The organism is Enterobacter sp. SA187 (genome assembly GCF_001888805.2).
Lineage (GTDB): Bacteria > Pseudomonadota > Gammaproteobacteria > Enterobacterales > Enterobacteriaceae > Enterobacter_D.
In genome coordinates, this window is record NZ_CP019113.1 from 2,905,015 (window position 1) to 2,930,347 (window position 25,333).

25 protein-coding genes are annotated in these 25,333 nt (G+C 56.8%); 21 read left to right on the plus strand and 4 right to left on the minus strand.

Features of this window, described 5'->3' with window-relative positions; all coding sequences use genetic code 11:
• The first annotated feature begins 6 nt into the window (after positions 1 to 6).
• The 11 genes from flgB to flgL all read left to right on the plus strand — a co-directional run bounded on the left by flgB (position 7) and on the right by flgL (position 9,904).
• Positions 7 to 423, plus strand: a complete 417-nt coding sequence (gene flgB, locus BMF08_RS13865; protein WP_072568140.1) for a flagellar basal body rod protein FlgB — start codon at positions 7 to 9, stop codon at positions 421 to 423.
• A gap of 3 nt (positions 424 to 426) precedes the next feature.
• The gene (flgC, locus tag BMF08_RS13870) at positions 427 to 831 is read left to right on the plus strand and encodes a flagellar basal body rod protein FlgC (RefSeq protein ID WP_072568141.1); all 405 of its coding nucleotides are present in this window, start codon (positions 427 to 429) and stop codon (positions 829 to 831) included.
• Between the two features lie 11 nt (positions 832 to 842).
• Positions 843 to 1,523 carry a flagellar hook assembly protein FlgD gene (gene flgD, locus BMF08_RS13875; RefSeq protein ID WP_072568142.1) on the plus strand — a complete coding sequence of 227 codons (681 nt, stop codon included), beginning with the start codon at positions 843 to 845 and terminating at the stop codon, positions 1,521 to 1,523.
• A 24-nt stretch (positions 1,524 to 1,547) separates the two neighbouring features.
• Positions 1,548 to 2,822, plus strand: coding sequence for a flagellar hook protein FlgE (gene flgE, locus BMF08_RS13880; protein ID WP_072568143.1), 1,275 nt, complete (start codon positions 1,548 to 1,550; stop codon positions 2,820 to 2,822).
• A gap of 20 nt (positions 2,823 to 2,842) precedes the next feature.
• Positions 2,843 to 3,598, plus strand: a complete 756-nt coding sequence (locus BMF08_RS13885; RefSeq protein ID WP_072568144.1) for a flagellar basal body rod protein FlgF — start codon at positions 2,843 to 2,845, stop codon at positions 3,596 to 3,598.
• 15 nt (positions 3,599 to 3,613) lie between these two features.
• Entirely contained in the window at positions 3,614 to 4,396 is a 783-nt protein-coding gene (gene flgG / locus BMF08_RS13890) for a flagellar basal-body rod protein FlgG (protein ID WP_072568145.1), read from the plus strand.
• 56 nt (positions 4,397 to 4,452) lie between these two features.
• Positions 4,453 to 5,151: a flagellar basal body L-ring protein FlgH gene (locus tag BMF08_RS13895; protein ID WP_099458759.1), complete on the plus strand. Its 699-nt coding sequence runs from the start codon at positions 4,453 to 4,455 to the stop codon at positions 5,149 to 5,151.
• A gap of 12 nt (positions 5,152 to 5,163) precedes the next feature.
• Complete coding sequence (locus BMF08_RS13900) at positions 5,164 to 6,261, plus strand: flagellar basal body P-ring protein FlgI (RefSeq protein WP_072568147.1); 1,098 nt, start codon at positions 5,164 to 5,166, stop codon at positions 6,259 to 6,261.
• The gene (gene flgJ / locus BMF08_RS13905) at positions 6,261 to 7,217 is read left to right on the plus strand and encodes a flagellar assembly peptidoglycan hydrolase FlgJ (protein WP_072568148.1); all 957 of its coding nucleotides are present in this window, start codon (positions 6,261 to 6,263) and stop codon (positions 7,215 to 7,217) included. Before BMF08_RS13900 ends, flgJ begins: the two co-directional genes overlap by 1 nt.
• 75 nt (positions 7,218 to 7,292) lie before the next feature.
• The gene (gene flgK / locus BMF08_RS13910) at positions 7,293 to 8,936 is read left to right on the plus strand and encodes a flagellar hook-associated protein FlgK (RefSeq protein ID WP_072568149.1); all 1,644 of its coding nucleotides are present in this window, start codon (positions 7,293 to 7,295) and stop codon (positions 8,934 to 8,936) included.
• A gap of 14 nt (positions 8,937 to 8,950) precedes the next feature.
• The gene (flgL, locus tag BMF08_RS13915; protein ID WP_072568150.1) at positions 8,951 to 9,904 is read left to right on the plus strand and encodes a flagellar hook-associated protein FlgL; all 954 of its coding nucleotides are present in this window, start codon (positions 8,951 to 8,953) and stop codon (positions 9,902 to 9,904) included.
• A 56-nt stretch (positions 9,905 to 9,960) separates the two neighbouring features.
• Here flgL and BMF08_RS13920 read toward each other — a convergent pair whose 3' ends face one another.
• The gene (locus BMF08_RS13920) at positions 9,961 to 11,172 is read right to left on the minus strand and encodes an MFS transporter (RefSeq protein ID WP_072568151.1); all 1,212 of its coding nucleotides are present in this window, start codon (positions 11,170 to 11,172) and stop codon (positions 9,961 to 9,963) included.
• 108 nt (positions 11,173 to 11,280) lie between these two features.
• Here BMF08_RS13920 and BMF08_RS13925 point away from each other — a divergent pair, with 108 nt between their 5' ends.
• Positions 11,281 to 12,210, plus strand: a complete 930-nt coding sequence (locus BMF08_RS13925; RefSeq protein WP_083580912.1) for a LysR family transcriptional regulator — start codon at positions 11,281 to 11,283, stop codon at positions 12,208 to 12,210.
• Positions 12,211 to 12,282: 72 nt separating this feature from the next.
• Here BMF08_RS13925 and rne read toward each other — a convergent pair whose 3' ends face one another.
• The gene (gene rne, locus BMF08_RS13930; protein WP_072568153.1) at positions 12,283 to 15,546 is read right to left on the minus strand and encodes a ribonuclease E; all 3,264 of its coding nucleotides are present in this window, start codon (positions 15,544 to 15,546) and stop codon (positions 12,283 to 12,285) included.
• Between the two features lie 569 nt (positions 15,547 to 16,115).
• On the opposite strand from rne, the gene rluC reads away from it, so the two are divergent.
• Positions 16,116 to 17,069: a 23S rRNA pseudouridine(955/2504/2580) synthase RluC gene (gene rluC, locus BMF08_RS13940; RefSeq protein WP_099458760.1), complete on the plus strand. Its 954-nt coding sequence runs from the start codon at positions 16,116 to 16,118 to the stop codon at positions 17,067 to 17,069.
• 19 nt (positions 17,070 to 17,088) lie between these two features.
• Here the strand turns inward: rluC and BMF08_RS13945 are convergent, their stop codons facing one another.
• Both BMF08_RS13945 and BMF08_RS13950 read right to left on the minus strand, forming a co-directional pair.
• Positions 17,089 to 18,210: a dienelactone hydrolase family protein gene (locus tag BMF08_RS13945; RefSeq protein ID WP_099458786.1), complete on the minus strand. Its 1,122-nt coding sequence runs from the start codon at positions 18,208 to 18,210 to the stop codon at positions 17,089 to 17,091.
• Between the two features lie 118 nt (positions 18,211 to 18,328).
• A complete protein-coding gene (locus tag BMF08_RS13950) occupies positions 18,329 to 18,913 on the minus strand; it encodes a Maf family protein (protein ID WP_072568156.1) in 585 nt (194 codons plus the stop codon).
• A gap of 143 nt (positions 18,914 to 19,056) precedes the next feature.
• Here BMF08_RS13950 and yceD point away from each other — a divergent pair, with 143 nt between their 5' ends.
• The 8 genes from yceD (at position 19,057) to fabF (ending at position 25,301) form a co-directional block, all read left to right on the plus strand.
• The gene (gene yceD, locus BMF08_RS13955) at positions 19,057 to 19,578 is read left to right on the plus strand and encodes a 23S rRNA accumulation protein YceD (protein WP_072568157.1); all 522 of its coding nucleotides are present in this window, start codon (positions 19,057 to 19,059) and stop codon (positions 19,576 to 19,578) included.
• A gap of 50 nt (positions 19,579 to 19,628) precedes the next feature.
• Entirely contained in the window at positions 19,629 to 19,802 is a 174-nt protein-coding gene (gene rpmF / locus BMF08_RS13960) for a 50S ribosomal protein L32 (protein WP_042392755.1), read from the plus strand.
• 61 nt (positions 19,803 to 19,863) lie between these two features.
• The gene (plsX, locus tag BMF08_RS13965) at positions 19,864 to 20,898 is read left to right on the plus strand and encodes a phosphate acyltransferase PlsX (protein WP_072568158.1); all 1,035 of its coding nucleotides are present in this window, start codon (positions 19,864 to 19,866) and stop codon (positions 20,896 to 20,898) included.
• Between the two features lie 6 nt (positions 20,899 to 20,904).
• On the plus strand, positions 20,905 to 21,858 hold the full coding sequence (locus BMF08_RS13970) for a beta-ketoacyl-ACP synthase III (RefSeq protein ID WP_072568159.1): 954 nt from the start codon (positions 20,905 to 20,907) through the stop codon (positions 21,856 to 21,858).
• A gap of 17 nt (positions 21,859 to 21,875) precedes the next feature.
• Positions 21,876 to 22,805, plus strand: coding sequence for an ACP S-malonyltransferase (gene fabD / locus BMF08_RS13975; protein WP_072568160.1), 930 nt, complete (start codon positions 21,876 to 21,878; stop codon positions 22,803 to 22,805).
• 18 nt (positions 22,806 to 22,823) lie between these two features.
• Positions 22,824 to 23,558, plus strand: coding sequence for a 3-oxoacyl-ACP reductase FabG (gene fabG / locus BMF08_RS13980; RefSeq protein WP_072568161.1), 735 nt, complete (start codon positions 22,824 to 22,826; stop codon positions 23,556 to 23,558).
• A gap of 178 nt (positions 23,559 to 23,736) precedes the next feature.
• Positions 23,737 to 23,973 (plus strand): acyl carrier protein, encoded by a 237-nt coding sequence (gene acpP, locus BMF08_RS13985; RefSeq protein ID WP_072568162.1) that lies wholly within the window; start codon positions 23,737 to 23,739, stop codon positions 23,971 to 23,973.
• A gap of 86 nt (positions 23,974 to 24,059) precedes the next feature.
• Complete coding sequence (fabF, locus tag BMF08_RS13990) at positions 24,060 to 25,301, plus strand: beta-ketoacyl-ACP synthase II (protein ID WP_072568163.1); 1,242 nt, start codon at positions 24,060 to 24,062, stop codon at positions 25,299 to 25,301.
• Positions 25,302 to 25,333 lie beyond the last annotated feature (32 nt).

Consider the following 25,333-nt stretch of genomic DNA (forward strand, 5'->3'; position numbering starts at 1 on the left):
GGAGACATGCTCGATAAACTCGATGCCGCGCTACGTTTTCAGCAGGAAGCGTTAAATCTGCGCGCGCAGCGCCAGGAAGTGCTGGCGGCCAATATTGCCAACGCCGATACCCCGGGGTATCAGGCACGCGATATGGATTTCAGCAGTGAACTCAAAAAGGTGATGGAGCGCGGTCGTGCTGAAAATAGCGGTGTAGCCTTGCAGCTGACCTCTGCCCGTCATATTCCGGCGCAGGCAATGACCGCGCCGTCTGCCGATCTGCTGTACCGCATTCCGGACCAGCCTTCGATGGATGGTAATACCGTCGATATGGATCGCGAACGTACACAATTCGCCGATAACACCCTGAAATACCAGACCGGTCTGACCGTACTGGGTGGGCAGATCAAAGGCATGATGAGCGTATTGCAGGGGGGGAATTAACAGATGGCATTACTGAACATTTTTGATATCGCCGGTTCCGCGATGACCGCCCAGTCCAAGCGTCTGAACGTGGCGGCCAGTAACCTGGCCAACGCCGACAGTGTCACCGGACCGGATGGCCAGCCTTATCGCGCAAAACAGGTGGTATTTCAGGTAGACGCTGCGCCAGGCGCGGCGACCGGCGGGGTGAAGGTCTCTGAAGTGATCGAAAGTCAGGCCCCGGACAAACTGGTGTACGAACCGGGTAACCCGCTTGCCGATGCAAAAGGGTATGTGCGTATGCCGAACGTCGATGTGGTGGGCGAAATGGTCAACTCCATGTCCGCCTCCCGCAGCTACCAGGCAAACGTTGAAGTGCTTAACACCGTCAAGAGCCTGATGCTCAAGACCCTGACCCTCGGCCAGTAAAGGAACAAGGCATGTCTATTTCCGTTAACGTTAATGACACTACCGCCGCCGCCGGTACTTCCGCCGCCACGGGCAACAGCTCGCTGACCGGCAGTAAAGCAGAAGATTTACAGGGCAGCTTTTTAACGCTCTTGGTCGCACAGCTGAAAAACCAGGATCCGACCAATCCGATGCAGAACAACGAACTGACCACACAGCTGGCGCAAATCAGCACCGTGAGCGGCATTGAAAAGCTGAACACCACGCTCGGCTCTATCTCCGGTCAGCTTAATAACAACGCCTCGTTGCAGGCCAGCACGCTGATTGGGCATGGCGTGATGATCCCCGGCACTACGATACTGGCGGGTAAAGAAACCACCACGCCGTTTGGCGTTGAACTCCAGCAGGCCGCCGATAAAGTCACTGCCACCATTACCGATAAAGCCGGTGTGGTGGTGCGCACCATCGACATTGGCGCGCTGAAAGCGGGCGTCCATAGCTTCAACTGGGACGGCACCCTGGCGGACGGCACGGCAGCGCCGGACGGTTCCTATAACGTGGCGATTAACGCCAGCAACGGCACCACTCAGCTGGTTGCCCAACCGCTACAGTTTGCGCTGGTGCAGGGTGTTACCCGCGGCAGCAACGGCAACTTGTTAGATTTGGGTACCTACGGTACCACCACCCTCGACGAAGTACGGCAGATTATCTAAGCCTTCATTTATCAGGAGTAAGTCATGGCCTTTTCACAAGCGGTCAGCGGCCTGAATGCTGCGGCCACCAACCTCGATGTCATCGGTAACAACATCGCCAACTCCGCCACTTACGGCTTTAAATCTGGCAGTGCGTCCTTCGCTGACATGTTTGCTGGTTCTAAAGTCGGTCTGGGCGTAAAAGTTGCGGGTATCACTCAGGACTTTAACGACGGCACCACCACCAATACCGGTCGTGGCCTGGACGTGGCAATCAGCCAGAACGGTTTCTTCCGTCTGGTCGACAACAACGGTTCTGTTTATTACAGCCGTAACGGTCAGTTCAAACTGGATTCCGACCGTAACATCGTTAACATGCAGGGTCTCCAACTGACCGGCTATCCGGCAACAGGTACGCCGCCGACCATCCAGCAGGGCGCGAACCCGACCGCCATCTCCGTGCCAAACACGCTGATGTCGGCGAAAACCACCACCACTGCGGCGATGCAGATCAACCTGAACTCGTCTGACAAACTGCCGACCATTGCCACCTTTGATCCGACCAACGCGGACTCTTACAACAAGAAAGGGTCGGTGACGGTATATGATACCCAGGGTAACGCCCATGACATGAACGTTTACTATGTCAAAACGGCAAACAACCAGTGGGATGTGTGGACCCAGGATTCCAGCGTCACAGGCGCAACGCCGGTGAAATCTGCCCAGATGGCCTTTGACACCAACGGTAATCTGGACGAAGTGCGTAACTACACGCTGAACACCACCACCACCCCTGCAAGCTGGGATCTGGCCGCTACGCCGAATGCACAGCCGCAGGTCAATATCGTCACGGGCGCACTGAACGGCGCGATCCCGGCGACCTTCTCGCTGAGCTGGCTCGGCTCCATGCAGCAGAACACCGGTTCTAACAACATCGTGGCGACCAGCCAGAACGGTTACAAGCCGGGCGACCTGGTGAGCTACCAGATCAACGATGATGGCACCGTGGTGGGTAACTACTCCAACGAACAGACCCAGCTGTTAGGTCAGATCGTGCTGGCAAACTTCGCCAACAACGAAGGTCTGCAATCCGAAGGCGATAACGTCTGGTCCGCCTCCGGCGCATCCGGTGTGGCGCTGCTGGGTACCGCGGGTACCGGTAACTTCGGTTCGCTGACCAACGGCGCGCTGGAGTCGTCGAACGTTGATCTGAGTAAAGAGCTGGTGAACATGATCGTCGCGCAGCGTAACTACCAGTCGAACGCGCAGACCATCAAAACTCAGGATCAGATCCTCAACACGCTGGTTAACCTGCGCTAATCGTCTGACGGGATGGCTTCATGGATCACGCAATATATACCGCGATGGGCGCGGCAAGTCAGACGCTCAATCAGCAGTCTGTTACCGCCAGCAACCTCGCGAACGCGTCAACACCCGGTTTTCGCGCCCAGCTGAATGCGCTGCGTGCGGTACCCGTTGAAGGATTGTCACTGCCGACGCGTACGCTGGTGACGGCGTCCACGCCCGGCGCGGATATGACGCAGGGTCAAATGGACTACACGTCGCGTCCGCTGGATGTGGCGTTGCAGCAGGATGGCTGGCTGGCGGTACAGGCGCCGGATGGCACCGAAGCTTATACCCGCAACGGTAACATCCAGGTTAACCCGGCAGGTCAGCTGACTATTCAGGGTAATCCGGTAATGGGCGACGGCGGCCCGATCGCCGTGCCGGAAGGCGCGGAGATCACCATCGCTGCCGACGGTACCGTGTCGGCGCTTACCCCAGGGGATCCGCCGAATACCGTGTCGCCTGTTGGCCGTCTGAAGCTGGTCAAAGCGGAAGGCAGCGAAGTGGTGCGCGGCGACGACGGCATGTTCCGTTTAAGCCAGGCCGCGCAGGCGACCCGTGGCGCGACCTTACAGGCCGATCCGACCATCCGCGTGATGTCCGGCGTGCTGGAAGGCAGTAACGTGAAGCCGGTAGCCGCGATGACCGACATGATTGCCAGTGCGCGTCGTTTTGAGATGCAAATGAAGGTGATCAGCAGCGTTGACGAAAACGACCAGCGCGCCAACTCGCTGCTGTCAATGAGCTAATAAACAGGAACACCCATGATCAACTCATTATGGATTGCCAAGACCGGCCTTGATGCCCAGCAAACCAATATGGACGTTATCGCCAACAACCTGGCGAACGTCAGCACCAACGGTTTTAAGCGTCAGCGTGCGGTCTTTGAAGACCTGCTCTACCAGACCATCCGTCAGCCGGGGGCGCAGTCCTCCGAGCAGACGACGCTGCCGTCAGGCTTACAGATCGGTACCGGCGTTCGTCCGGTCGCCACTGAACGCCTGCACAGCCAGGGTAACCTGTCGCAGACCAATAACAGTAAAGACGTGGCCATCAAAGGCCAGGGTTTCTTCCAGGTGATGCTGCCGGACGGTACCGCTGCCTATACGCGCGATGGCTCGTTCCAGGTCGATCAGAATGGTCAGTTAGTGACGGCCGGTGGTTTCCAGGTGCAGCCTGCGATCACCATTCCGGCGAACTCGCTGAGCATCACTATCGGTCGTGACGGTGTGGTGAGCGTGACCCAGCAGGGTCAGGCCGCGCCGGTGCAGGTCGGCCAGCTCAACCTGACGACCTTTATGAACGACACCGGTCTGGAAAGTATTGGTGAGAACCTCTACACCGAAACCCAGTCTTCCGGCGCGCCAAATGACACCACGCCAGGCCTGAACGGCGCGGGTCTGCTGTATCAGGGTTATGTGGAAACCTCTAACGTCAACGTGGCGGAAGAGCTGGTAAACATGATCCAGGTTCAGCGCGCGTATGAAATTAACAGTAAAGCGGTATCGACGACCGATCAGATGCTGCAGAAACTGACGCAACTCTAAGGCGTGATCCGGTGCGCTAACCCCGCACCGGCACCCTGTTTTTGAAGATGAAAGCAATGTACAAAACCGCCGCGTTTCGTTATCCGCTTCTGGCTCTGCTGGCAACCTCCCTTACCGGATGTGCCTTGATCCCTTCGACACCGCTGGTGCAAGGGGCGACCACTGCCCAACCGACGCCTGGCCCGGCGCCGATTGTCAATGGCTCCATTTACCAGTCTGCGCAGCCTGTGAACTATGGCTACCAGCCACTGTTTGAAGATAGACGTCCGCGTAACGTTGGCGACACGCTGACCATCGTGCTGGCGGAAAATGTCAGCGCCAGTAAAAGCTCCTCGGCGAATGCCAGCCGCGACGGCAAAACCAGCTTCGGCGTCGATACCGCTCCACGCTATCTGCAGGGGCTGTTCGGTAATGCGCGCGCGGATGTGGATGCCGACGGCAGCAACAGCTTTAACGGTAAAGGCGGCGCAAACGCCAGCAATACCTTTAGCGGCACCTTGACCGTCACTGTCGACCAGGTTCTGGTCAATGGCAACTTACACGTTGTGGGTGAAAAACAGATCGCCATTAATCAGGGCACTGAATTCATCCGCTTCTCCGGTGTCGTGAACCCACGCACCATCAGCGGCAGCAACACGGTTCCGTCTACCCAGGTGGCAGACGCGCGTATCGAATATGTCGGCAATGGCTACATAAACGAAGCGCAGAATATGGGCTGGCTGCAACGTTTCTTCCTTAATTTATCGCCGATGTAACTGAGGTATCCCATGTTTAAATCTCTGATTGGTATAGCGCTGGTGCTGGTGGCAACGATTGCCCAGGCCGAGCGTATCCGGGATCTCACCAGCGTACAGGGCGTACGACAAAACTCCTTAATTGGCTACGGCCTGGTGGTCGGTCTGGATGGTACAGGTGACCAGACGACCCAGACGCCGTTCACCACCCAGAGCCTGAACAACATGCTCTCGCAGATGGGGATCACCGTGCCGCCGGGCACCAACATGCAGCTGAAAAACGTGGCGGCCGTGATGGTCACCGCGCAGCTGCCGCCTTTTGCACGTCAGGGTCAGAACATCGATGTGGTGGTGTCCTCCCTCGGTAACGCCAAAAGCTTACGCGGCGGTACGCTGGTAATGACCCCGCTGAAAGGCGTGGACAGCCAGGTCTATGCGCTGGCGCAGGGTAACGTGCTGGTCGGCGGCGCAGGCGCATCCGCCGGCGGCAGCAGCGTGCAGGTGAACCAGCTTAACGGCGGCCGCATCACCGGCGGCGCGGTAGTGGAACGTGAACTGCCAAGCCAGTTCGGCGCAGGCAACACCATTAACCTGCAACTGAACAATGAAGACTTCACCCTCGCGCAGCAGATCACCGACACTATCAACCGTTCCCGCGGCTACGGCAGCGCCACGGCGCTGGATGCGCGTACCGTGCAGATCCGCGTGCCCGCGGGTAACAGTTCGCAGGTGCGTTTCCTCGCGGATATCCAGAATATGGAAGTGGGCATGACGCCGCAGGACGCGAAGATTGTCATTAACTCCCGTACCGGCTCGGTGGTGATGAACCGCGAAGTAACGCTCGACAGCTGTGCGGTGGCGCAGGGTAACCTCTCCGTGACCGTGAACCGTCAGGCGAACGTCAGTCAGCCCGATACGCCGTTTGGCGGCGGTCAGACGGTGGTGACGCCGCAGACGCAAATCGATCTGCGTCAGAGCGGCGGCTCGCTGCAAAGCGTGCGCTCCAGCGCCAACCTGAACAGCGTCGTACGCGCCCTGAACGCGCTGGGTGCCACGCCGATGGATCTGATGTCCATCCTGCAATCAATGGAAAGCGCGGGTTGCCTGCGCGCGAAACTGGAAATCATCTAATGTTGACCGACAGCCGACTGGCGGCGAGCGCGGCATGGGATGCGCAATCGCTGAATGAACTGAAATCGAAAGCCGGGCAGGATCCGGGGGCGAACCTTCGCCCCGTGGCCCGCCAGGTGGAAGGGATGTTTGTGCAGATGATGCTGAAAAGCATGCGTGAAGCCTTGCCGAAAGACGGCCTGTTCAGCAGTGATTCCACGCGCCTGTACACCAGCATGTATGACCAGCAGATCGCCCAGCAGATGACCGCCGGTAAAGGCCTCGGCCTTGCCGATATGATGGTCAAACAGATGGGCGGCGAGCAGGCGGCGCAGGCCGCCGCGTCTGAACCTGAGCAGGTGCCGATGAAGTTCCCGCTGGAAACGGTCACCACCTATCAGAACCAGGCGCTGACGCAAATGGTGCGCAAGGCGATGCCGAAAGCCCCGGAAGTCAATGATGAGCCGCTGACCGGCGACAGCAAAGACTTCCTGGCCCAGCTTTCGCTGCCTGCCCGACTGGCCAGCCAGCAGAGCGGCGTGCCGCATCACCTGATCCTCGCCCAGGCGGCGCTGGAATCCGGCTGGGGCCAGCGGCAGATCCGCCGTGAGAACGGCGAGCCAAGCTTCAACATTTTTGGCGTCAAAGCCACCTCAAACTGGAAAGGGCCGGTCACCGAGATCACCACTACCGAATTTGAAAACGGCGAAGCGAAGAAAGTGAAGGCGAAGTTCCGTGTCTACAGCTCGTATCTGGAAGCGCTGTCGGACTACGTGGGCGTGCTGACCCGCAATCCGCGCTACGCTGCCGTGACCACCGCCGCTACCGCCGAGCAGGGCGCTCAGGCATTGCAGAGCGCCGGTTACGCCACCGATCCTAACTATGCGCGTAAGCTGACCGGCATGATCCAGCAGATGAAAGCGATGGGTGAGAAGGTGAGTAAAGCGTACAGCAACGATATCGAAAATCTGTTCTGAAAACTCTCAAGTTCAGAAAGGCGTTGCCGATAATCTCTATCAGGATTCATGTCTGACAGTTTATAAGGAACCTCCATGTCCAGCTTGATCAACAGCGCCATGAGCGGGCTTAGCGCAGCTCAGGCTGCACTGAATACCGCCAGTAATAACATCTCCAGTTATAACGTGGCGGGCTATACCCGTCAGACGACGGTCCTTGCGGCAGCAAACAGTACCCTGGGCGCAGGCGGCTGGACTGGCAACGGCGTATACGTGTCGGGCGTCCAGCGTGAATATGACTCGTTCATCACCAACCAGCTGCGTGCGGCGCAAACCCAGAGCAGCGGTCTGACAACGCGTTACGAGCAGATGTCTAAAATCGACGATATGCTCTCCGGCAAAACCAATACGCTGTCCGCCACGCTGCAGGACTTCTTTACCAGCTTACAGACGCTGACCAGCAACGCCGAAGATCCGGCTGCCCGTCAGACGCTGCTCGGTAAAGCCGACGGCCTGGTTAACCAGTTTAAAGTGACTGATGAGTATCTGCGCGACCAGGATAAGCAGGTTAACCTGTCTATCACCTCCAGCGTCGATCAGATCAATAACTACACCAGGCAAATCGCCACCCTTAACGATCAGATTTCCCGTCTGACCGGCGTGGGCGCAGGTGCATCGCCAAACGACCTGCTCGATCAGCGCGACCAGCTGGTCAGCGAACTGAACAAAGTCGTCGGCGTGGAAGTGAGCATTCAGGATGGCGGCACCTATAACCTGACCATGGCGAACGGTTATACGCTGGTGCAGGGCAGCAACGCCCGTCAACTGGCCGCCGTACCGTCATCCGCCGATCCGGCGCGTACCACTGTGGCTTATGTCGATGCGACGGCAGGCAACATTGAGATCCCGGAAAAACTGCTGACCAGCGGTTCGCTGGGCGGTCTGCTGACGTTCCGTTCCACTAACCTGGATCAGACCCGCAACACGCTGGGACAGCTGGCGCTGAGCTTCGCGGATGCGTTTAACACCCAGCATAAAGCCGGTTTTGACGCGGATGGCAATGGCGGTAAGGATTTCTTCACCATCGGCACGCCGACCGCGCTGACCAACAGCAAAAACACCAGCGGTACCACGCTGAACCCGACGGTCAGCGACAGCACCAAAGTACAGGCGACCGACTATAAAGTGGCCTACACCAGCACCGGCTGGCAGGTGACGCGTCTGTCGGATAACACTGCCTTTAACGTCACGCCAGACACTACCGACGGCACCCTGAACTTCGATGGCCTGAAAATTGGCGTATCAGGTACGCCTAATGTCAACGAAAGCTTCACCGTGAAACCGGTGAGCAACGCCATCGTCAACATGAAGCTGGCGATCTCCGACGAATCCAAAATTGCGCTTGCGCAAACCGCGACCGGCGGCGACAGCGATAACCGTAACGGTCAGGCGTTGCTGGATCTGCAAAAAAGCAAAGTGGTCGGCGGCAACAAAACCTTTAACGATGCTTACGCCTCCCTGGTCAGCACCGTCGGCAGCACCACCGCGACGCTGAAAACCAGCAGCACCACCCAGAACAACGTGGTGACGCAGTTAAGCAATCAGCAGCAGTCGATCTCCGGCGTCAACCTTGATGAAGAGTACGGCAACCTGCAACGCTACCAGCAATATTATCTCGCCAACGCTCAGGTATTACAGACAGCCAGCACGCTGTTTGATGCGTTGCTGAGCATACGCTAAGTAAGGGGTGAATGATGCGTATTAGTACTCAGATGATGTATGACCAGAGCATGCGGGGCATTACCAACTCGCAGAGCGAATGGCTGAAGTTCGGCGAGCAGATGTCTACCGAGCAGCGTGTTAACCGCCCGTCAGACGATCCGATCGCCGCGTCGCAGGCGGTTGTGGTTTCCCAGGCGCAGGCGCAGAACAACCAGTATGCGCTGGCCCGTACCTTCGCCTCGCAAAAGATTTCGCTGGAAGATAACGTGCTGTCGCAGGTGGCGACGGCGATCACCTCGGCCCAGACCAAAGTGATCAACGCCGGCAACGACGCATTGAGCGATGATGACCGCGCCTCGCTGGCTACCGATCTGCAGGGTATTCGCGATCAGCTGATGAACCTTGCGAACAGCACTGACGGTAACGGTCGTTATATTTTCGCAGGCTACCAGACGGATAAACCGCCGTTTGACGCCGCGACCGGTGCCTATAACGGCGGCGCTCAGGCTATTACCCAGCAGGTTGATGCCGCCCGTACCATGACTATCGCCCATACCGGCACTCAGGTCTTTGACACCCTGACCGGCAATGCGGTGAAAGAGCCTGATGGTTCTGCACCGGAAACCAGCCTGTTTAAAATGCTGGATACGGCCATTGCAGCGCTGAAAACCCCGGTCAGCGGCGACGATGCCGCCAAGGCGACCTCTCAGGCGGCGCTGGATAAAACCAACCGTGGTCTGCGTAACTCCCTGAACAACGTGTTGAGCGTGCGCGCGGAAGTGGGTACCCAGCTTGATGAGCTGGATAAGCTCGACGCCCTGGGCACTGACCGTCAGTTAGGGTTATCGTCGCAGATGAGCGCGCTGGTGGACGTGGACTGGAGTTCGGCGATTTCGTCCTACACCATGAAACAGGCTGCGTTGCAGGCGTCTTATAAAGCCTTTACCGATATGCAGGGTATGTCGTTATTCCAGATGAACCGCTAAGTATCCTGATGTAAGAAAGCCCGCGCCATCACAGCGCGGGCTTTTTTTATGCCGGTTTACGGCTGTGTCTGTACCTGCGTACGGGTTTCCCCGGCGCGCAGGCGGATAGCCAGCGCAATCACCCCGCAGACCGTGGCAAGAGCCACCACCGCAGGCCAGCCCGCCATTGAGTAGACTTTACTGCCCAGCGCCGAGCCTGCGGCCATGCCGATAAACACCACGGTAAACAGCAGGGCATTCAGGCGGCCACGTGCTTTAGGTTCAAGGCTGTACACCAGATTCTGATGCGCCACCAGGCTGGACTGCAAACCCAGATCAAAACCAATGGCCGACAGGGCAATCACCACCAGCTGCGCTTCAGTGGACAGCAGCGGCATGACAAACATCAGGGCAAAGGCGATGGTGACCAGCAGGGCGCCTAACTGAGTGACGCGTGCCGCACCGACTTTATCTGCCAGCCCACCGGCCAGCGGCGCGGCTAATGCACCTGCCGCACCGGCGATGCCAAAAGTACCGGCCACCGCGCTGCCAAGGTGATAATGCTCCAGCAGCATCACCGCCAGGGTTGACCAGAAGGCGCTGAACGAGACGGACAGAAAACCCTGAGCCAGCGCCGCACGGCGCAGGGCTGGGTAACGCTGCCACAGCTGCACCGTGGATTTCATCAGCGCCGGGTAGCTAAGCTGCGAGTGGACAGCGAAACGCGGCAGTACGCACCACAACACCACGCCAATAAAGGCAATGCTGGCCGCGGCGAGCTGATACATCACGCGCCAGCCAAAAGCTGCGCCAACAAAACCGCTGACGGTACGCGACAGCAGGATCCCCAGCAGCAGGCCGGTCATCACTGTGCCAACGGTTTTGCCCTGTTTGCCTTCCGGCGCCAGGATCGCGGCGGCGGGCACGATGTCCTGCGCCATGGTCGCCGCCATACCGACCAGCAGACTGACCACCAGCAGGGTGTTCAGTTCCGACGTCAGGCTACAGGCCAGCAGAAACACCGCCAGCGCCGCGCTTTTCAACAGGATCAGCAGACGGCGATCGTAGCGGTCGCCCAGCGGCAGCAGAAATAAAATTCCCAGCGCATAGCCCGCCTGCGTCAGCGTCGGCACCAGTCCCATACCATTGATGGTGAGATGCAGGTCACTGCCCATCAACGGCAGCAAAGGTTGCGCATAGTAGATCGCCGCGACGCTGAAACCCGCGCCGATAGCAAGAATAAAAATCAACCAGCGTGGTACATCAAAAAGGGGGGAATGACCGTTCATAATAGTGTCCTCTATAAGGTGTAGGGTCATTTTTTCCTGTTCCGGGGTAGCGCGGTAGCCAGCGCAGTGGTAAAACGGTTATACGTTAAACGTATAGGCGTGAGAATTATGAAACGCACTGAGCGTATAGACAGGGTGGATCTGATGCGGACTTTTGTACGCATCGTGGAAAGCGGTTCCCTTTCTGCCGCCGCCCGCCAGCTGGTCACCACCCAGGCCACCGTCAGCCGTCGGTTACAATCGCTGGAAACCCTGCTCGGCGCAAAATTGCTGCTGCGCACCACCCACGCCATGAAGCTGACCGATGACGGCGAGCGCTGCTATCAGCATGCGAAAAACGTTATCGACGCCTGGACGACGCTGGAAGATGAGCTGAGCCTTGCCGGAGACGAGCCGGTGGGCATGTTACGGGTGCGCGCGCCCCATGCCTTTGGTCAGGAACAACTGCTGGCGCCGCTGACGGCGTTTTTGCAGCAGCATCCGAAGCTGTCAGTGGAGTGGTTTCTTAATGATAAAAGCGTCGACTTTCTCAGCGACAATATTGACTGCGCGATCCGCGTGGGCGCTGAAGTGGATCCGTCCACGGTGTCGGTAATGCTGGCGGAAGTACCGCGTCGCGTGGTGGCCGCGCCCTCGCTGCTGGCAAATTATCCGCCGGTGGAAAGGCCGCAGCAGCTGGCGGCGCTGCCCTGGGTGGCGCTCAGCACCTTCTATCAACACGAGGTGGTGCTGACCGACCGGCATGGCGCGGTGGAGCATATCCCGATTACGCCAAGGCTTTTCACTGACAGCCTGTATGCCACGCGTAATACCGCACTCACCGGGCTGGGCGCGGCCATTGTCTCCGGCTGGACGGTGGAAGAGGATATTCGCGCCGGGCGGCTGGTGGAGCTGGTGCCCCACTGGCAGCCCGCGCCGCTGCCGGTACATCTGGTTTATCCCTGGGCGCGTTATTATCCGGCGCGGTTACGGGCTTTTTTACAGTTAATGCGTGATGTGATGCCCGGACTTGCGGGAATGCGGGTACCTGGCGGGTAAGCTGGAGAAATCTGCGATGTGAGATATAAAAAAAGCCGACCCGAAGGTCGGCTTTTTTACGCAGGCTGAGGATTACTCAGGCTGCTGCGGGCGGGTGGCCGGTGCTGACGCGTGATGCGTTGCACTGTGACCACCGGCCGCGCCTTTACCGCTGAACTCAAAAGCCGGGCGTACCCAGTCGCTGTGACGCGGCGCTTCCGGAACATACTCCGGCGCTGGCGCACGGGTCATAGGCGCGGTGGCGGCTGGCTGTGCGCTGTGCGCTTTCACCGGCTCTGCGGCAGGAGCGGCAACAGGCGCTGCCACTTCTTCTGCTTTCACCGGCGCAACCGGCTCCGCTTTCACCTCATCTGCTTCAACCGGCAGGGCTGCTGGCGCTGCAACGTCTTCCGCTTTAGCGGTTTCCGTTTCAGCGGCAGGTTCCGCAGCGGCAATGATTTCTTCAGCGACAGCTTCATCGGCTTCATCAATCAACTGCGGCTCGGCTGCAACCGGGGCGGCAATGGCTTCGGGATGGGTGGTTTCAACCACAACCGGCTCAGGCGCGCTGACCGGAGTCTGCGGCTCAACCACCTGCGGCTCACTCATCTGCGGTTCTGCTGCCTGCGCTTCAGTGGTCACGGTTTCCTGCGCGACTTCCGCCTGCTCAGCTGCGGCGGTAACCGGCAGTACAGTCTGTTCGATCTGCTCCGCGATGGCTTCTACCGGCGCGTTGTCAACGATAGCCTCTTCCTGCACCGGTTCCACGCTCTGGGCGACCGGATAACGGATCCATACCTTGCCGGACGCCATTTCTGGCGACGCGCAGGCGACGGTCATCGGCATCGGCGACTGGGTCGGGTAACGCTCGTCACGATAACGACGACGGCGCTGGCCGCTGACGCGCAGGTGACGAGGAGAACGGCGTGAACGACGCGGCATTCCCGCATTGTCACGGGATTCCGTCGACTCTTCCCCGGCAGCCTGTTCTGTTACCGTAGGCAGATCCACTTTTGCGATTTCGGTATGTGCCGCTGGCGCGTCCTGAACCGGCGCGTCTGTAACCTCTTCGGTCACCGCAGGGGCTGCTTCGCCGAAGCGTACTTTCTGGCTCAGCTGGCGCTGTTTACGGCGCGGCAGCGTCTGCACACGCTCTTCCTGCTCAACCACATCCTGCTCAGCTTGCGGCTGCGGCTCATCGCCATTCAGCACTTTAACTTCCTGCTGCGCCTGACGCTTATCATCGTTACGACGACGGTTGCGCTCGCGGCGGGACTGCTGCTGCTCGTCACGGGATTTGGTTTTATCCGCCTCTTCAACCGCAGCGACCGGCTGGCGATTTTCACGCGCTTCACCGTTCTGCGACTGCTTCTCGCGACGGTTACGACGGTTATCTTCGCGGCCTTCACGATTATCGCGGGCTTCACGATTATCGCGTCCTTCGCGGCTGTCGTTACCCTCATTGCGATCGCGATTATCACGGTTATCGCAATTATCACGGCGATCGTTGCGGTCGCGGCGATTGTTCTGGCGCGGCTTACGACGCTCCTGTGAACGCTCCGGCTTCACGTCTTTAACTTCAGCTTCCGCTTTCACTTCAGCCGGTTTGGCAGGTTCGTCGTCGGCAAAGAGTTTTTTCAGCGCGCCAAGTATACGGCTGATGAGGCCAGGCGCTGCTTTTTCAGCAGGCGCGGCGGCGGCAGGCTTATCAGCCGGCGCTGCCACAGTGGCTTCAGGAGCTGGCGGAATTTCCGGCATGGCAAAGGTAGCCAGCGCAGGTTGTTCCGGCTGCTTACGCTCGGCGTACTCTTCTTCCGACGGCATCGCCATCGCTTCTTCGTGCAGTTTAGGCAGCTTGTAGCTCAGGGTTGAGGTTTCTTCACCCTTACGCACACGCAGCACAGAGTAGTGCGGCGTTTCCATCTGATCGTTTGGCACGATCACGCATTTGATACCGCCCTGGCGCGCTTCAATTGCGCTTACTGCTGCACGTTTTTCGTTCAGCAGATAGGAGGCAATCGGCACCGGCACGATGGCGTGAACTTCCTGGGTATTCTCTTTCAGCGCTTCTTCTTCAATCAGACGCAGAATGGAGAGGGACAGGGATTCGTTGTCACGAATGGTGCCCGTACCGCTACAGCGTGGGCAGACGTGATGGCTGGACTCGCCCAGCGACGGGCTCAGGCGCTGACGGGACATCTCCAGCAGGCCGAAGCGTGAAATATGGCTGATCTGGATACGCGCGCGATCCTGACGCACGGCTTCGCGCAGACGGTTTTCCACCGCGCGCTGGTGGCGCACCGGGGTCATATCGATAAAGTCGATAACGATCAGGCCGCCGAGGTCACGCAGACGCAGCTGACGGGCAATCTCGTCTGCCGCTTCCAGGTTGGTGTTGAACGCGGTTTCTTCGATGTCGCCGCCACGGGTTGCCCGCGCGGAGTTGATGTCGATGGCGGTCAGGGCTTCGGTGGAGTCGATAACAATAGAGCCACCGGACGGCAGACGCACTTCACGCTGGAAAGCGGATTCAATCTGCGATTCGATCTGGTAATGGCTGAACAGCGGAATTTCACCGGTGTACAGTTTGATTTTGCTGCTGAAATCAGGACGACCCAGCGCAGAAATGTGCTGACGCGCCAGCTCCAGCACTTTCGGGTTATCGATGAGGATCTCACCAATATCCTGACGCAGGTAATCACGGAAGGCACGCACAATCACGTTGCTTTCCTGATGGATCAGGAACGGAGCAGGGCGGCTTTCAGCGGCTTTCTGAATGGCTTCCCAGTGCTTCATACGGAAGCTGAGATCCCATTGCAGCGCTTCGGCTGATTTACCCACACCGGCGGTGCGAACAATCAGACCCATGCCGTCCGGCAGTTCAAGACTGGCCAGCGCTTCTTTTAATTCGGTACGATCGTCGCCTTCAATACGACGAGAAATGCCACCCGCGCGCGGGTTGTTCGGCATCAGGACCAGGTAGCTCCCTGCAAGACTGATAAAGGTGGTCAGTGCCGCACCTTTGTTGCCACGCTCTTCTTTGTCGATCTGTACAATAACTTCCTGGCCTTCGCGCAGCACATCTTTGATGTTTGGACGACCGTGGGAGCTGTAATTAGAAGGGAAATATTCGCGGGCAATCTCTTTGAGAGGTAAAAAGCCGTGGCGCTCGGCACCGTAATCTACGAATGCGGCTTCCAGGCTCGGTTCAATACGGGTGATTTTGCCTTTGTAGATGTTCGCTTTTTTCTGTTCATGTCCAGGACTTTCAATATCCAGGTCGTACAGACGCTGCCCATCAACGAGGGCGACACGCAACTCTTCCTGCTGAGTTGCGTTGATTAACATTCTTTTCATCGTAACTTACTCATTATTCTTACATTGACGACTAAGCTACGGGCAGAGTATCGCCTTTCCGGGTGTGAACCGATGGCCTCGTGTCTGTTCACGTCGCCAACCTCACGGTTGTCGTACGCTTAAGAGGCGCAGAGTGTCGGTTGCCTGTATTTCATACGGAAAAACAGCGCAATTATTCGGGGAACAGCCTGGGAAAACTCTCCAGAGAAGATTCCGTCTACCGGTAAGGACTGCAACCCGCAGCCCGCTAACTGCCTGAACGATCAATACGTCTTACGCCATTGCTGCGTGGATGAACGAACGGGCAAAATTGGTGATTCCGTAAAATTCATTGTTATAACAAGCTTGAACACGGAAAGCGTAAACATTATTCCTTGCTAACCCTGTTATAGCAAGATGACTTTTACCATTTATCACCCGGTTACTCACAGTTTTTTCACCGCTGCTTCGAGATTGTTCTAAAAGCCATCAAAAAGCATAACGATGCGCAAACCCTACCGGGTAATCCTAAATATAAGCATAGAAAAATGAGTGGCGCTATTCGGCGTGGCTATTTAGAATCGCCAACCATGAAAACAGAGACTCCAGCCGTAAAAATGGTTGCTATTTCGGCTGACGAAGCCGGGCAACGAATCGACAACTTTTTGCGTACCCAGTTAAAAGGGGTACCGAAGAGCATGATTTACCGCATTCTGCGTAAAGGCGAAGTGCGGGTGAACAAAAAACGCGTCAAACCGGAATACAAACTGATGGATGGCGATGAAATTCGTATCCCGCCGGTACGCGTTGCCGAACGTGATGAAGAAGCCGTGTCGCCCCATCTGCAAAAAGTGGCGGCGCTGAGCGATGTCATTCTTTATGAAGACGATCATATTCTGGTGCTCAACAAGCCGTCCGGTACCGCCGTACATGGCGGCAGCGGCCTGAGCTTTGGCGTGATTGAAGGCCTGCGCGCGCTGCGTCCGGAAGCCCGTTTCCTTGAGCTGGTGCATCGTCTTGACCGCGACACCTCCGGCGTCCTGCTGGTCGCTAAAAAGCGCTCGGCGCTGCGTTCGCTCCATGAACAGTTGCGCGAAAAGGGTATGCAGAAAGATTATCTGGCGCTGGTACGCGGCCAGTGGCAGTCGCATGTGAAAGTGGTGCAGGCGCCGCTGCTGAAAAATATTCTGCAAAGCGGCGAACGTATTGTGCGCGTAAGCCAGGAAGGTAAGCCGTCCGAGACGCGCTTCAAAGTGGAAGAGCGCTATGAACATGCCACGCTGGTACGCTGTAGCCCGGTGACGGGCCGTACGCACCAGATCCGCGTCCATACGCAGCACGCCGGGCATCCTATCGCCTTTGACGATCGCTACGGCGATCGCGATTTTGATCGCCAGCTTGCCGGCACCGGTCTGAATCGCCTGTTCCTGCACGCTGCGGCGCTGAAATTTACGCATCCGAATACGGGTGAAGCGATCCGCATCGAAGCGCCGCTGGACGATCAGCTCAAACACTGCCTGCAGGTGTTACGCAACGCGAAGTAACACCCGACAGGACGAGGGCTTATGGCCTGAGCCATTTATCCAGCCAGGGGTAAACCTCGTCCTGTTGTTGCTGATAAAAAACATGCCCGAGTTCCGGCCAGCTTTTGGTCACTAATCTGTCATCCGCCTGTTGCGACGCCCAGACCTCTCGGGCGCGGGCAAAGGCATCCTCGACCGCCTGTGGCGGAAATAACTTATCTTTGCCGCCGCTAAAAATCAGCATGGGTTTCGGCGCGGCAATGCTGGCGACATCGGGAATATCGAGATGTGCAGGCATACCGGGATGAAGCATATAAAAGGCGGACTGCCCGCGCAGCACGTTATTGCCCGGCTGCATCAGACCGTCATAGGTGCCAAACCAGGAAATTACTGCCGTGGCCGCCACCTTGTCCGACAAGGCGGCCAGCTGCCAGGCGCGGAAACCGCCCATTGAGAAGCCCAGCACGCCAATGCGTTTGCTGTCGACGTTATTAAGCGTGGTGAGAAAATCCACGGTGCGCATATCTTCATAGGCCATTTCACCGGCCAGCGAGCGGCCAAGGTTAAAATAGTTGCTCGCCAGCGCCTGTTGCTGTTCGTACACCAGCGGGCCACGCTCGCCCCAGCCGGTGCTGTCGATGGCGATTACCACATAGCCACGCCTGGCCAGCTCATCGCCGGGAAAACGCCCGCTGAAGAACTTGTCGGCCCACGCCTGCGCGCTGGCGAGCGTTTCGGCATTCCCCCACGGGCGGATGACTTTCTCTTTGCCAATATCAAACTTTGAACCGTGATCGTGCAATAACACCACCGCCGGATGGGGACCCGCTGCTTTGGGGAGCAGCATCAGGGCGTTAATACGGTTGTCGTCGGTGATGTTCAGGGCGATTTTGCGGGCGAGGTAACTGCCACGATCCTCCTCCATCAGCGTCTGCGGCGCAAATGGCTTATGTGAATCCGGCGTCAGCAGGGCGCTGCGCAACAGCTGGCGGGCGTGCTGCTGCCAGCGGGTGAAGTCAGAGAAATGGCTGGACTGCCAGGCGTCGGGATAGGTCATCTGCGCTTTTAACGCCGCCACGTTGCCCGGAAGATTACCTTCGATAATGCCGGTCGGCGGTTTATTTTCCGCCATACCCGAGCCGCTGGTTACAAATAACATCATTGCCAGAAATGCTTTTGCTGAATATTTCATCACCCACCTTTAAATTAAAACGCGGTTTTAAAAAGTCAGGTGATGAATAATAGAGCAATGCCGGTCTTAAACCGTGATCCTTAAGGCATTAATATAATAATGGATTACTGTTTTCCCGGCGCAGCATCTGGCACAGGGCAATCAGCGGCAGACCCACCAGCGTATTGGGGTCGCGCCCCTCAAGGCGTTCAAACAGGGTGATGCCAAGGCCCTCGCTTTTGAAGCTGCCTGCACAGTTCAGCGGACGCTCTTTACGCAGGTAATCGCCGATCTCCTGCTCGCTGAGGTGACGAAAATGCACATCGAAAGGCTCACATTCGGTTTGCAGATGACCGGTAGCGGAATTATAAAGCGCAAGGCCGGTATAAAAAGTAACGATATTGCCCCGCGCCTTCATCAACTGGCAGTATGCATTTTCTTCTGTCAGCGGTTTACCGGTAATTTCACCATCCAGTACGCACACCTGATCGGAACCGATAATAAGGTGCGCCGGATAACGTTCGGCAAGGGACTGCGCTTTCGCCTGCGCCAGTCGCAGCACCAGCTGACGCGGGGTTTCGCCCGCCCTGGGCGTTTCATCGACACCGGGGGCGGCGCACTCAAAAGGCACGCCAATTTTTTCCAGCAGCGCGCGACGATAAGGCGAAGTGGAAGCGAGCACGAGATTTGACATATTTTTTCCACCTTTTATATAGCGTAACCAGGTCAGGCATTTTAAACTACAGGCCGCAATGTGTGCGAATAATTGGCAAAAGGCAACCGCAGGCTGCCTTTTTCTTTGACTCTATGACATTACAAAGTTAATATGCGCGCCCTATGCAAAAGGTAAAATTACCCCTGACTCTTGATCCGGTCCGTACGGCTCAAAAACGCCTTGATTACGAGGGAATCTATACTCGCGATCAGGCTGAGCGTGTCGCCGAATCCGTAGTTAGTGTGGACAGTGATGTGGAATGCTCCATGTCGTTTGCTATCGACAACCAGCGTCTGGCGGTATTAACCGGCGATGCGAAGGTATCGGTAACGCTCGAATGCCAGCGTTGCGGGAAGCCGTTTCCCCATCAGGTCTACACACAGTATTGTTTTAGCCCGATCGTCAAAGACGAACAGGCCGAAGCACTCCCGGAAGCGTACGAGCCAATTCAGGTCAACGAATTTGGTGAAATCGATCTGCTGGCGCTGGTGGAAGATGAAATTATCCTCACCTTGCCGGTAGTTCCGGTGCATGATTCTGAACACTGTGAAGTGTCCGAGGCGGACATGGTGTTTGGTGAATTGCCTGATGAAGCGCAAAAGCCAAACCCATTTGCCGTATTAGCCAGCTTAAAGCGCAAGTAACAGGTTCTGCCTGTTCTTACGTGGATAACCGTAATTGAGGAGTAAGGTCCATGGCCGTACAACAAAATAAACCAACCCGTTCCAAACGTGGCATGCGTCGTTCCCATGACGCGCTGACCGCAGTCACCAGCCTGTCTGTAGACAAAACTTCTGGTGAGTCTCACCTGCGTCACCACATGACCGCTGACGGTTTCTACCGTGGTCGCAAGGTAATCACTAAGTAATCACGCTTTTGCGTGATGAAGCTTAGTGAGGATTTCCCCGTGTAAGCGGGGATATACCGCCTTGACACGTCTAACCCTGGCGTTAGATGTCATGGGGGGCGATTTTGGCCCTTCCGTGACGGTGCCTGCAGCATTGCAGGCACTGAATTCTAATTCACAACTCACTCTTCTTTTAGTCGGCGATCCCGACGCAATCACGCCATTACTTGCCAGAGCTGATTTCGAACAACGTTCGCGTCTGCAGATTATCCCTGCGCAGTCAGTTATTGCCAGTGATGCGCGCGCCTCGCAGGTGATACGCAATAGCCGTGGCAGTTCGATGCGCATTGCGCTGGAGCTGGTAAAAGAAGGGCGCGCCGAGGCCTGCGTGAGCGCAGGGAATACCGGCGCGTTGATGGGGCTGGCTAAACTCCTGCTCAGGCCGATTGACGGCATTGAGCGTCCGGCGCTGATGACGGTATTACCGCATCAGCAGAAGGGCAAAACGGTGGTGCTGGATTTAGGCGCTAACGTGGATTGCGACAGCACGATGCTGATGCAGTTCGCGTTGATGGGTTCGGTGATGGCGGAAGAAGTGCTTGGCATTCCTCATCCCCGCGTGGCATTGCTGAACATCGGCGAAGAAGAGACCAAAGGTCTCGACAGCATTCGCGATGCCGCAGCCTTGTTAAAATCCATCCCGTCGATTAACTATATTGGCTATCTTGAAGCTAACGAATTACTCACCGGCAAAACGGATGTGCTGGTATGTGACGGTTTTACGGGAAACGTCACATTAAAGACCATGGAAGGTGTGGTCAGAATGTTCCTTTCGCTGCTGAAATCGCAGGGCGAGGGGAAAAAACGGTCGTGGTGGCTGATTTTATTAAAGCGTTGGTTACAAAAAAGCCTGAGCAGGCGATTCAGTCACCTCAACCCCGACCAGTATAATGGCGCGTGTCTGTTAGGATTGCGCGGCACGGTGATTAAGAGTCATGGTGCAGCCAATCAGCGAGCGTTTACAGTCGCGATTGAACAGGCAGTGCAGGCGGTGCAGCGACAAGTCCCTTCGCGGATTGCCGCTCGCCTGGAATCTGTGTTACCGGAAAAAGACTGAGCGTACATGCATACGAAGATTATTGGTACCGGCAGCTATCTGCCTGAACAAGTGCGAACCAACGCCGACCTGGAAAAAATGGTGGATACCTCCGACGAGTGGATTGTCACGCGCACGGGTATCCGCGAACGCCGCATTGCCGCGCCTGATGAAACCGTGTCTACCATGGGTTTCGAGGCAGCAAAACGCGCGCTGGAAATGTCAGGTATTGATAAGAATGAAATTGGCCTGATCATCGTGGCAACGACGTCAGCGACGCACGCCTTTCCGAGCGCGGCCTGCCAGGTGCAGAGCATGCTGGAAATTAAAGGCTGTCCGGCCTTCGACGTGGCCGCAGCCTGTGCCGGTTTCACCTATGCCCTGAGCATTGCCGATCAGTACGTAAAATCCGGCGCCGTGAAATATGCGCTGGTGATCGGGTCCGATGTACTGGCCCGCACCTGCGATCCGGCGGATCGTGGCACCATTATTATTTTTGGCGATGGTGCGGGTGCCGTGCTGCTCGGCGCGTCTGAAGAGCAGGGCATTATCTCCACCCATCTGCACGCTGACGGCAGTTACGGTGAATTACTGACGTTGCCGAACATTGATCGCGTGACGCCGGACAACCCGACTTATCTGACGATGGCCGGTAACGAAGTCTTTAAAGTGGCCGTGACGGAACTGGCGCACATCGTCGAAGAAACCCTGGCGGCGAATAACCTCGACCGCAGTGAACTCGACTGGCTGGTGCCGCACCAGGCTAACCTGCGTATTATCAGCGCGACAGCCAGAAAACTGGGCATGTCGATGGATAACGTTGTCGTGACCCTGGATCGTCATGGCAATACCTCTGCGGCTTCGGTGCCATGCGCCTTAGACGAAGCCGTCCGGGACGGACGCATCAAGCCGGGGCAGCTGGTGCTGCTTGAAGCCTTCGGCGGCGGGTTCACCTGGGGTTCCGCACTGGTTCGTTTCTAAAATTTAAGGATAAAAACATGACGCAATTTGCATTTGTGTTCCCGGGACAGGGCTCTCAGGCCGTTGGCATGCTCGCTGAACTGGCTGCCGACTATCCGGTGATTGAAGAAACTTTCCGCGAAGCGACAGCGGTGCTGGGCTATGATCTGTGGGCGCTGGCTCAACAGGGCCCGGCAGAAGAACTGAATAAAACCTGGCAGACGCAGCCTGCGCTGCTGACGGCTTCCGTGGCGCTGTGGCGCGTATGGCAGCAGGCGGGCGGTAAAACCCCTGCCATGATGGCAGGCCACAGCCTGGGTGAATACTCTGCGCTGGTGTGCGCGGGCGTTATTGATTTCGCTGATGCGGTTCGCCTGGTCGAGCTGCGCGGTAAATTTATGCAGGAAGCCGTGCCTGCGGGTACGGGCGGCATGTCCGCTATTATTGGCCTGGACGATGCGGCCATCGCTAAAGCCTGCGAAGAATCTGCCGAAGGGCAGGTGGTTTCACCGGTGAACTTTAACTCGCCGGGCCAGGTGGTGATCGCCGGTCATAAAGAAGCGGTTGAACGTGCAGGCGCAGCCTGTAAAGCGGCGGGCGCAAAACGCGCGTTGCCGTTGCCGGTCAGCGTACCGTCACACTGCGCGCTGATGAAGCCTGCGGCAGAGAAGCTGGCGGCAGAGCTTGAGAAAATCACCTTTAACACTCCGTCAGTTCCGGTTGTGAACAACGTGGATGTGAAATGTGAAACCACGCCTGCGGCCATCCGTGATGCCCTGGTTCGCCAGCTGTACAGTCCGGTACAATGGACGAAGAGCGTTGAATTCATGGCTGCGCAGGGCGTGGAGCACCTGTATGAAGTCGGTCCTGGTAAAGTACTGACCGGCCTGACCAAACGTATTGTTGACACCCTGACAGCGTCGGCCATTAACGAGCCGGCGGCGATGTCAGCGGCGCTTGAGCAATAACAGAGGAAAACCAAAACCATGAGTTTTGAAGGAAAAGTTGCACTGGTTACCGGTGCAAGCCGTGGCATTGGCCGCGCAATCGCTGAAACGCTGGTCGCCCGCGGCGCGAAAGTTGTCGGTACGGCAACCAGCGAAAGTGGCGCACAGGCGATCAGTGATTATTTAGGTGCTAACGGTAAAGGTCTGATGTTAAACGTGACCGATCCGGCATCTATTGAATCTGTACTGGAAAATATTCGCGCGGAGTTTGGCGAAGTGGACATCCTGGTCAATAATGCCGGGATCACTCGCGACAACCTGTTAATGCGTATGAAAGATGATGAGTGGATCGATATTCTCGAAACCAACCTTTCATCTGTTTTCCGTCTGTCAAAAGCGGTAATGCGCGCTATGATGAAAAAACGTCATGGTCGGATTATCACTATCGGTTCTGTGGTCGGTACCATGGGAAATGCAGGTCAGGCCAACTACGCTGCGGCGAAAGCGGGTCTGATTGGCTTTAGTAAATCGCTGGCGCGTGAAATCGCGTCCCGCGGTATTACGGTAAACGTTGTTGCTCCGGGCTTTATTGAAACGGACATGACGCGTGCGCTCTCTGACGAACAGCGTGCGGGTATTCTGGCGCAGGTTCCTGCGGGTCGCCTCGGTGGCGCTCAGGAAATCGCCAATGCGGTTGCATTTTTAGCTTCAGACGAGGCGAGTTACATCACGGGTGAAACTTTGCACGTCAACGGCGGGATGTATATGGTTTAACCACGTTATTTCCTAAAACACATTTAGGGAATAATTTTATTTGCGTTATCAGGCCAAAAGGCCTCAAAATAGCGTAAAATCGTGGTAAGAACTGCCGGGATTTAGTTGCAAATTTTTCAACATTTTATACACTACGAAAACCATCGCGAAAGCGAGTTTTGATAGGAAATTTAAGAGTATGAGCACTATCGAAGAACGCGTTAAGAAGATTATCGGCGAGCAGCTGGGCGTTAAGCAGGAAGAAGTGACCAACAATGCATCTTTTGTTGATGACCTGGGCGCAGATTCTCTTGACACCGTTGAGCTGGTAATGGCTTTGGAAGAAGAGTTTGATACTGAGATTCCGGACGAAGAAGCTGAGAAAATCACTACTGTTCAGGCTGCCATTGATTACATCAACGGTCACCAGGCGTAAGTGAACATCTCCAGGCGGTCATTCGACCGCCTGAGTTTTATCTTTTAGTCCCACAAAATCTTTTTTTCCCTCCCTGGAGGACAAGCGTGTCTAAGCGTCGTGTAGTTGTGACCGGACTCGGCATGTTGTCTCCTGTCGGCAATACCGTAGAGTCCACCTGGAAATCTCTCCTTGCCGGTCAGAGTGGCATCAGCCTGATCGACCATTTCGATACTAGCGCCTATGCAACGAAATTTGCTGGCTTAGTAAAGGACTTTAACTGTGAAGACATTATCTCGCGCAAAGAACAGCGCAAGATGGATGCCTTCATTCAATATGGAATTGTTGCGGGCTGGCAGGCCATGCAGGATTCTGGCCTGGAAGTCACTCCGGAGAACGCAGGGCGCATTGGCGCGGCGATTGGCTCCGGTATTGGCGGTCTTGGCTTAATCGAAGAGAACCACACTTCCCTGGTGAATGGTGGTCCACGCAAAATCAGCCCGTTCTTCGTGCCGTCAACGATTGTGAACATGGTGGCCGGTCATCTGACCATCATGCTTGGCCTGCAGGGTCCGAGCATCTCCATCGCCACGGCCTGTACCTCTGGCGTGCATAACATCGGTCATGCGGCGCGTATCATTGCTTATGGCGATGCTGACGTGATGCTGGCAGGTGGCGCTGAGAAAGCCAGTACGCCGCTGGGCGTGGGTGGTTTTGGTGCAGCACGTGCGCTGTCGACGCGTAACGATAACCCGCAAGCGGCAAGCCGTCCGTGGGATAAAGAGCGCGATGGTTTTGTGCTGGGTGACGGCGCAGGCATTATTGTGCTTGAAGAGTACGAGCACGCGAAAAAACGCGGCGCGAAAATTTATGCGGAACTGGTGGGTTTTGGTATGAGCAGCGATGCTTACCATATGACCTCACCGCCGGAAAACGGCGCAGGCGCGGCACTGGCGATGGCCAATGCGCTGCGTGACGCGCAGCTCGATCCGGCTAAAATCGGTTACGTCAACGCGCACGGCACCTCGACGCCGGCCGGCGACAAAGCGGAAACTCAGGCCGTTAAATCGATCTTTGGCGAGTCAGCCCGTACCCTGATGGTCAGCTCGACTAAATCGATGACCGGACACCTGTTAGGTGCCGCAGGGGCAGTAGAGTCCATCTACTCCATCCTTGCGCTGCGCGATCAGGCGATCCCGCCAACCATCAACCTGGATAACCCGGATGAAGGTTGCGACCTGGATTACGTGCCACACACTGCGCGTCAGGTCTCTGGTCTTGAGTACACGCTGTGTAACTCCTTCGGCTTTGGTGGTACTAACGGCTCGTTGATCTTTAAACGCGTCTGATCCCCGTAGCCTGAAAAGGCCCGCTCTGCGGG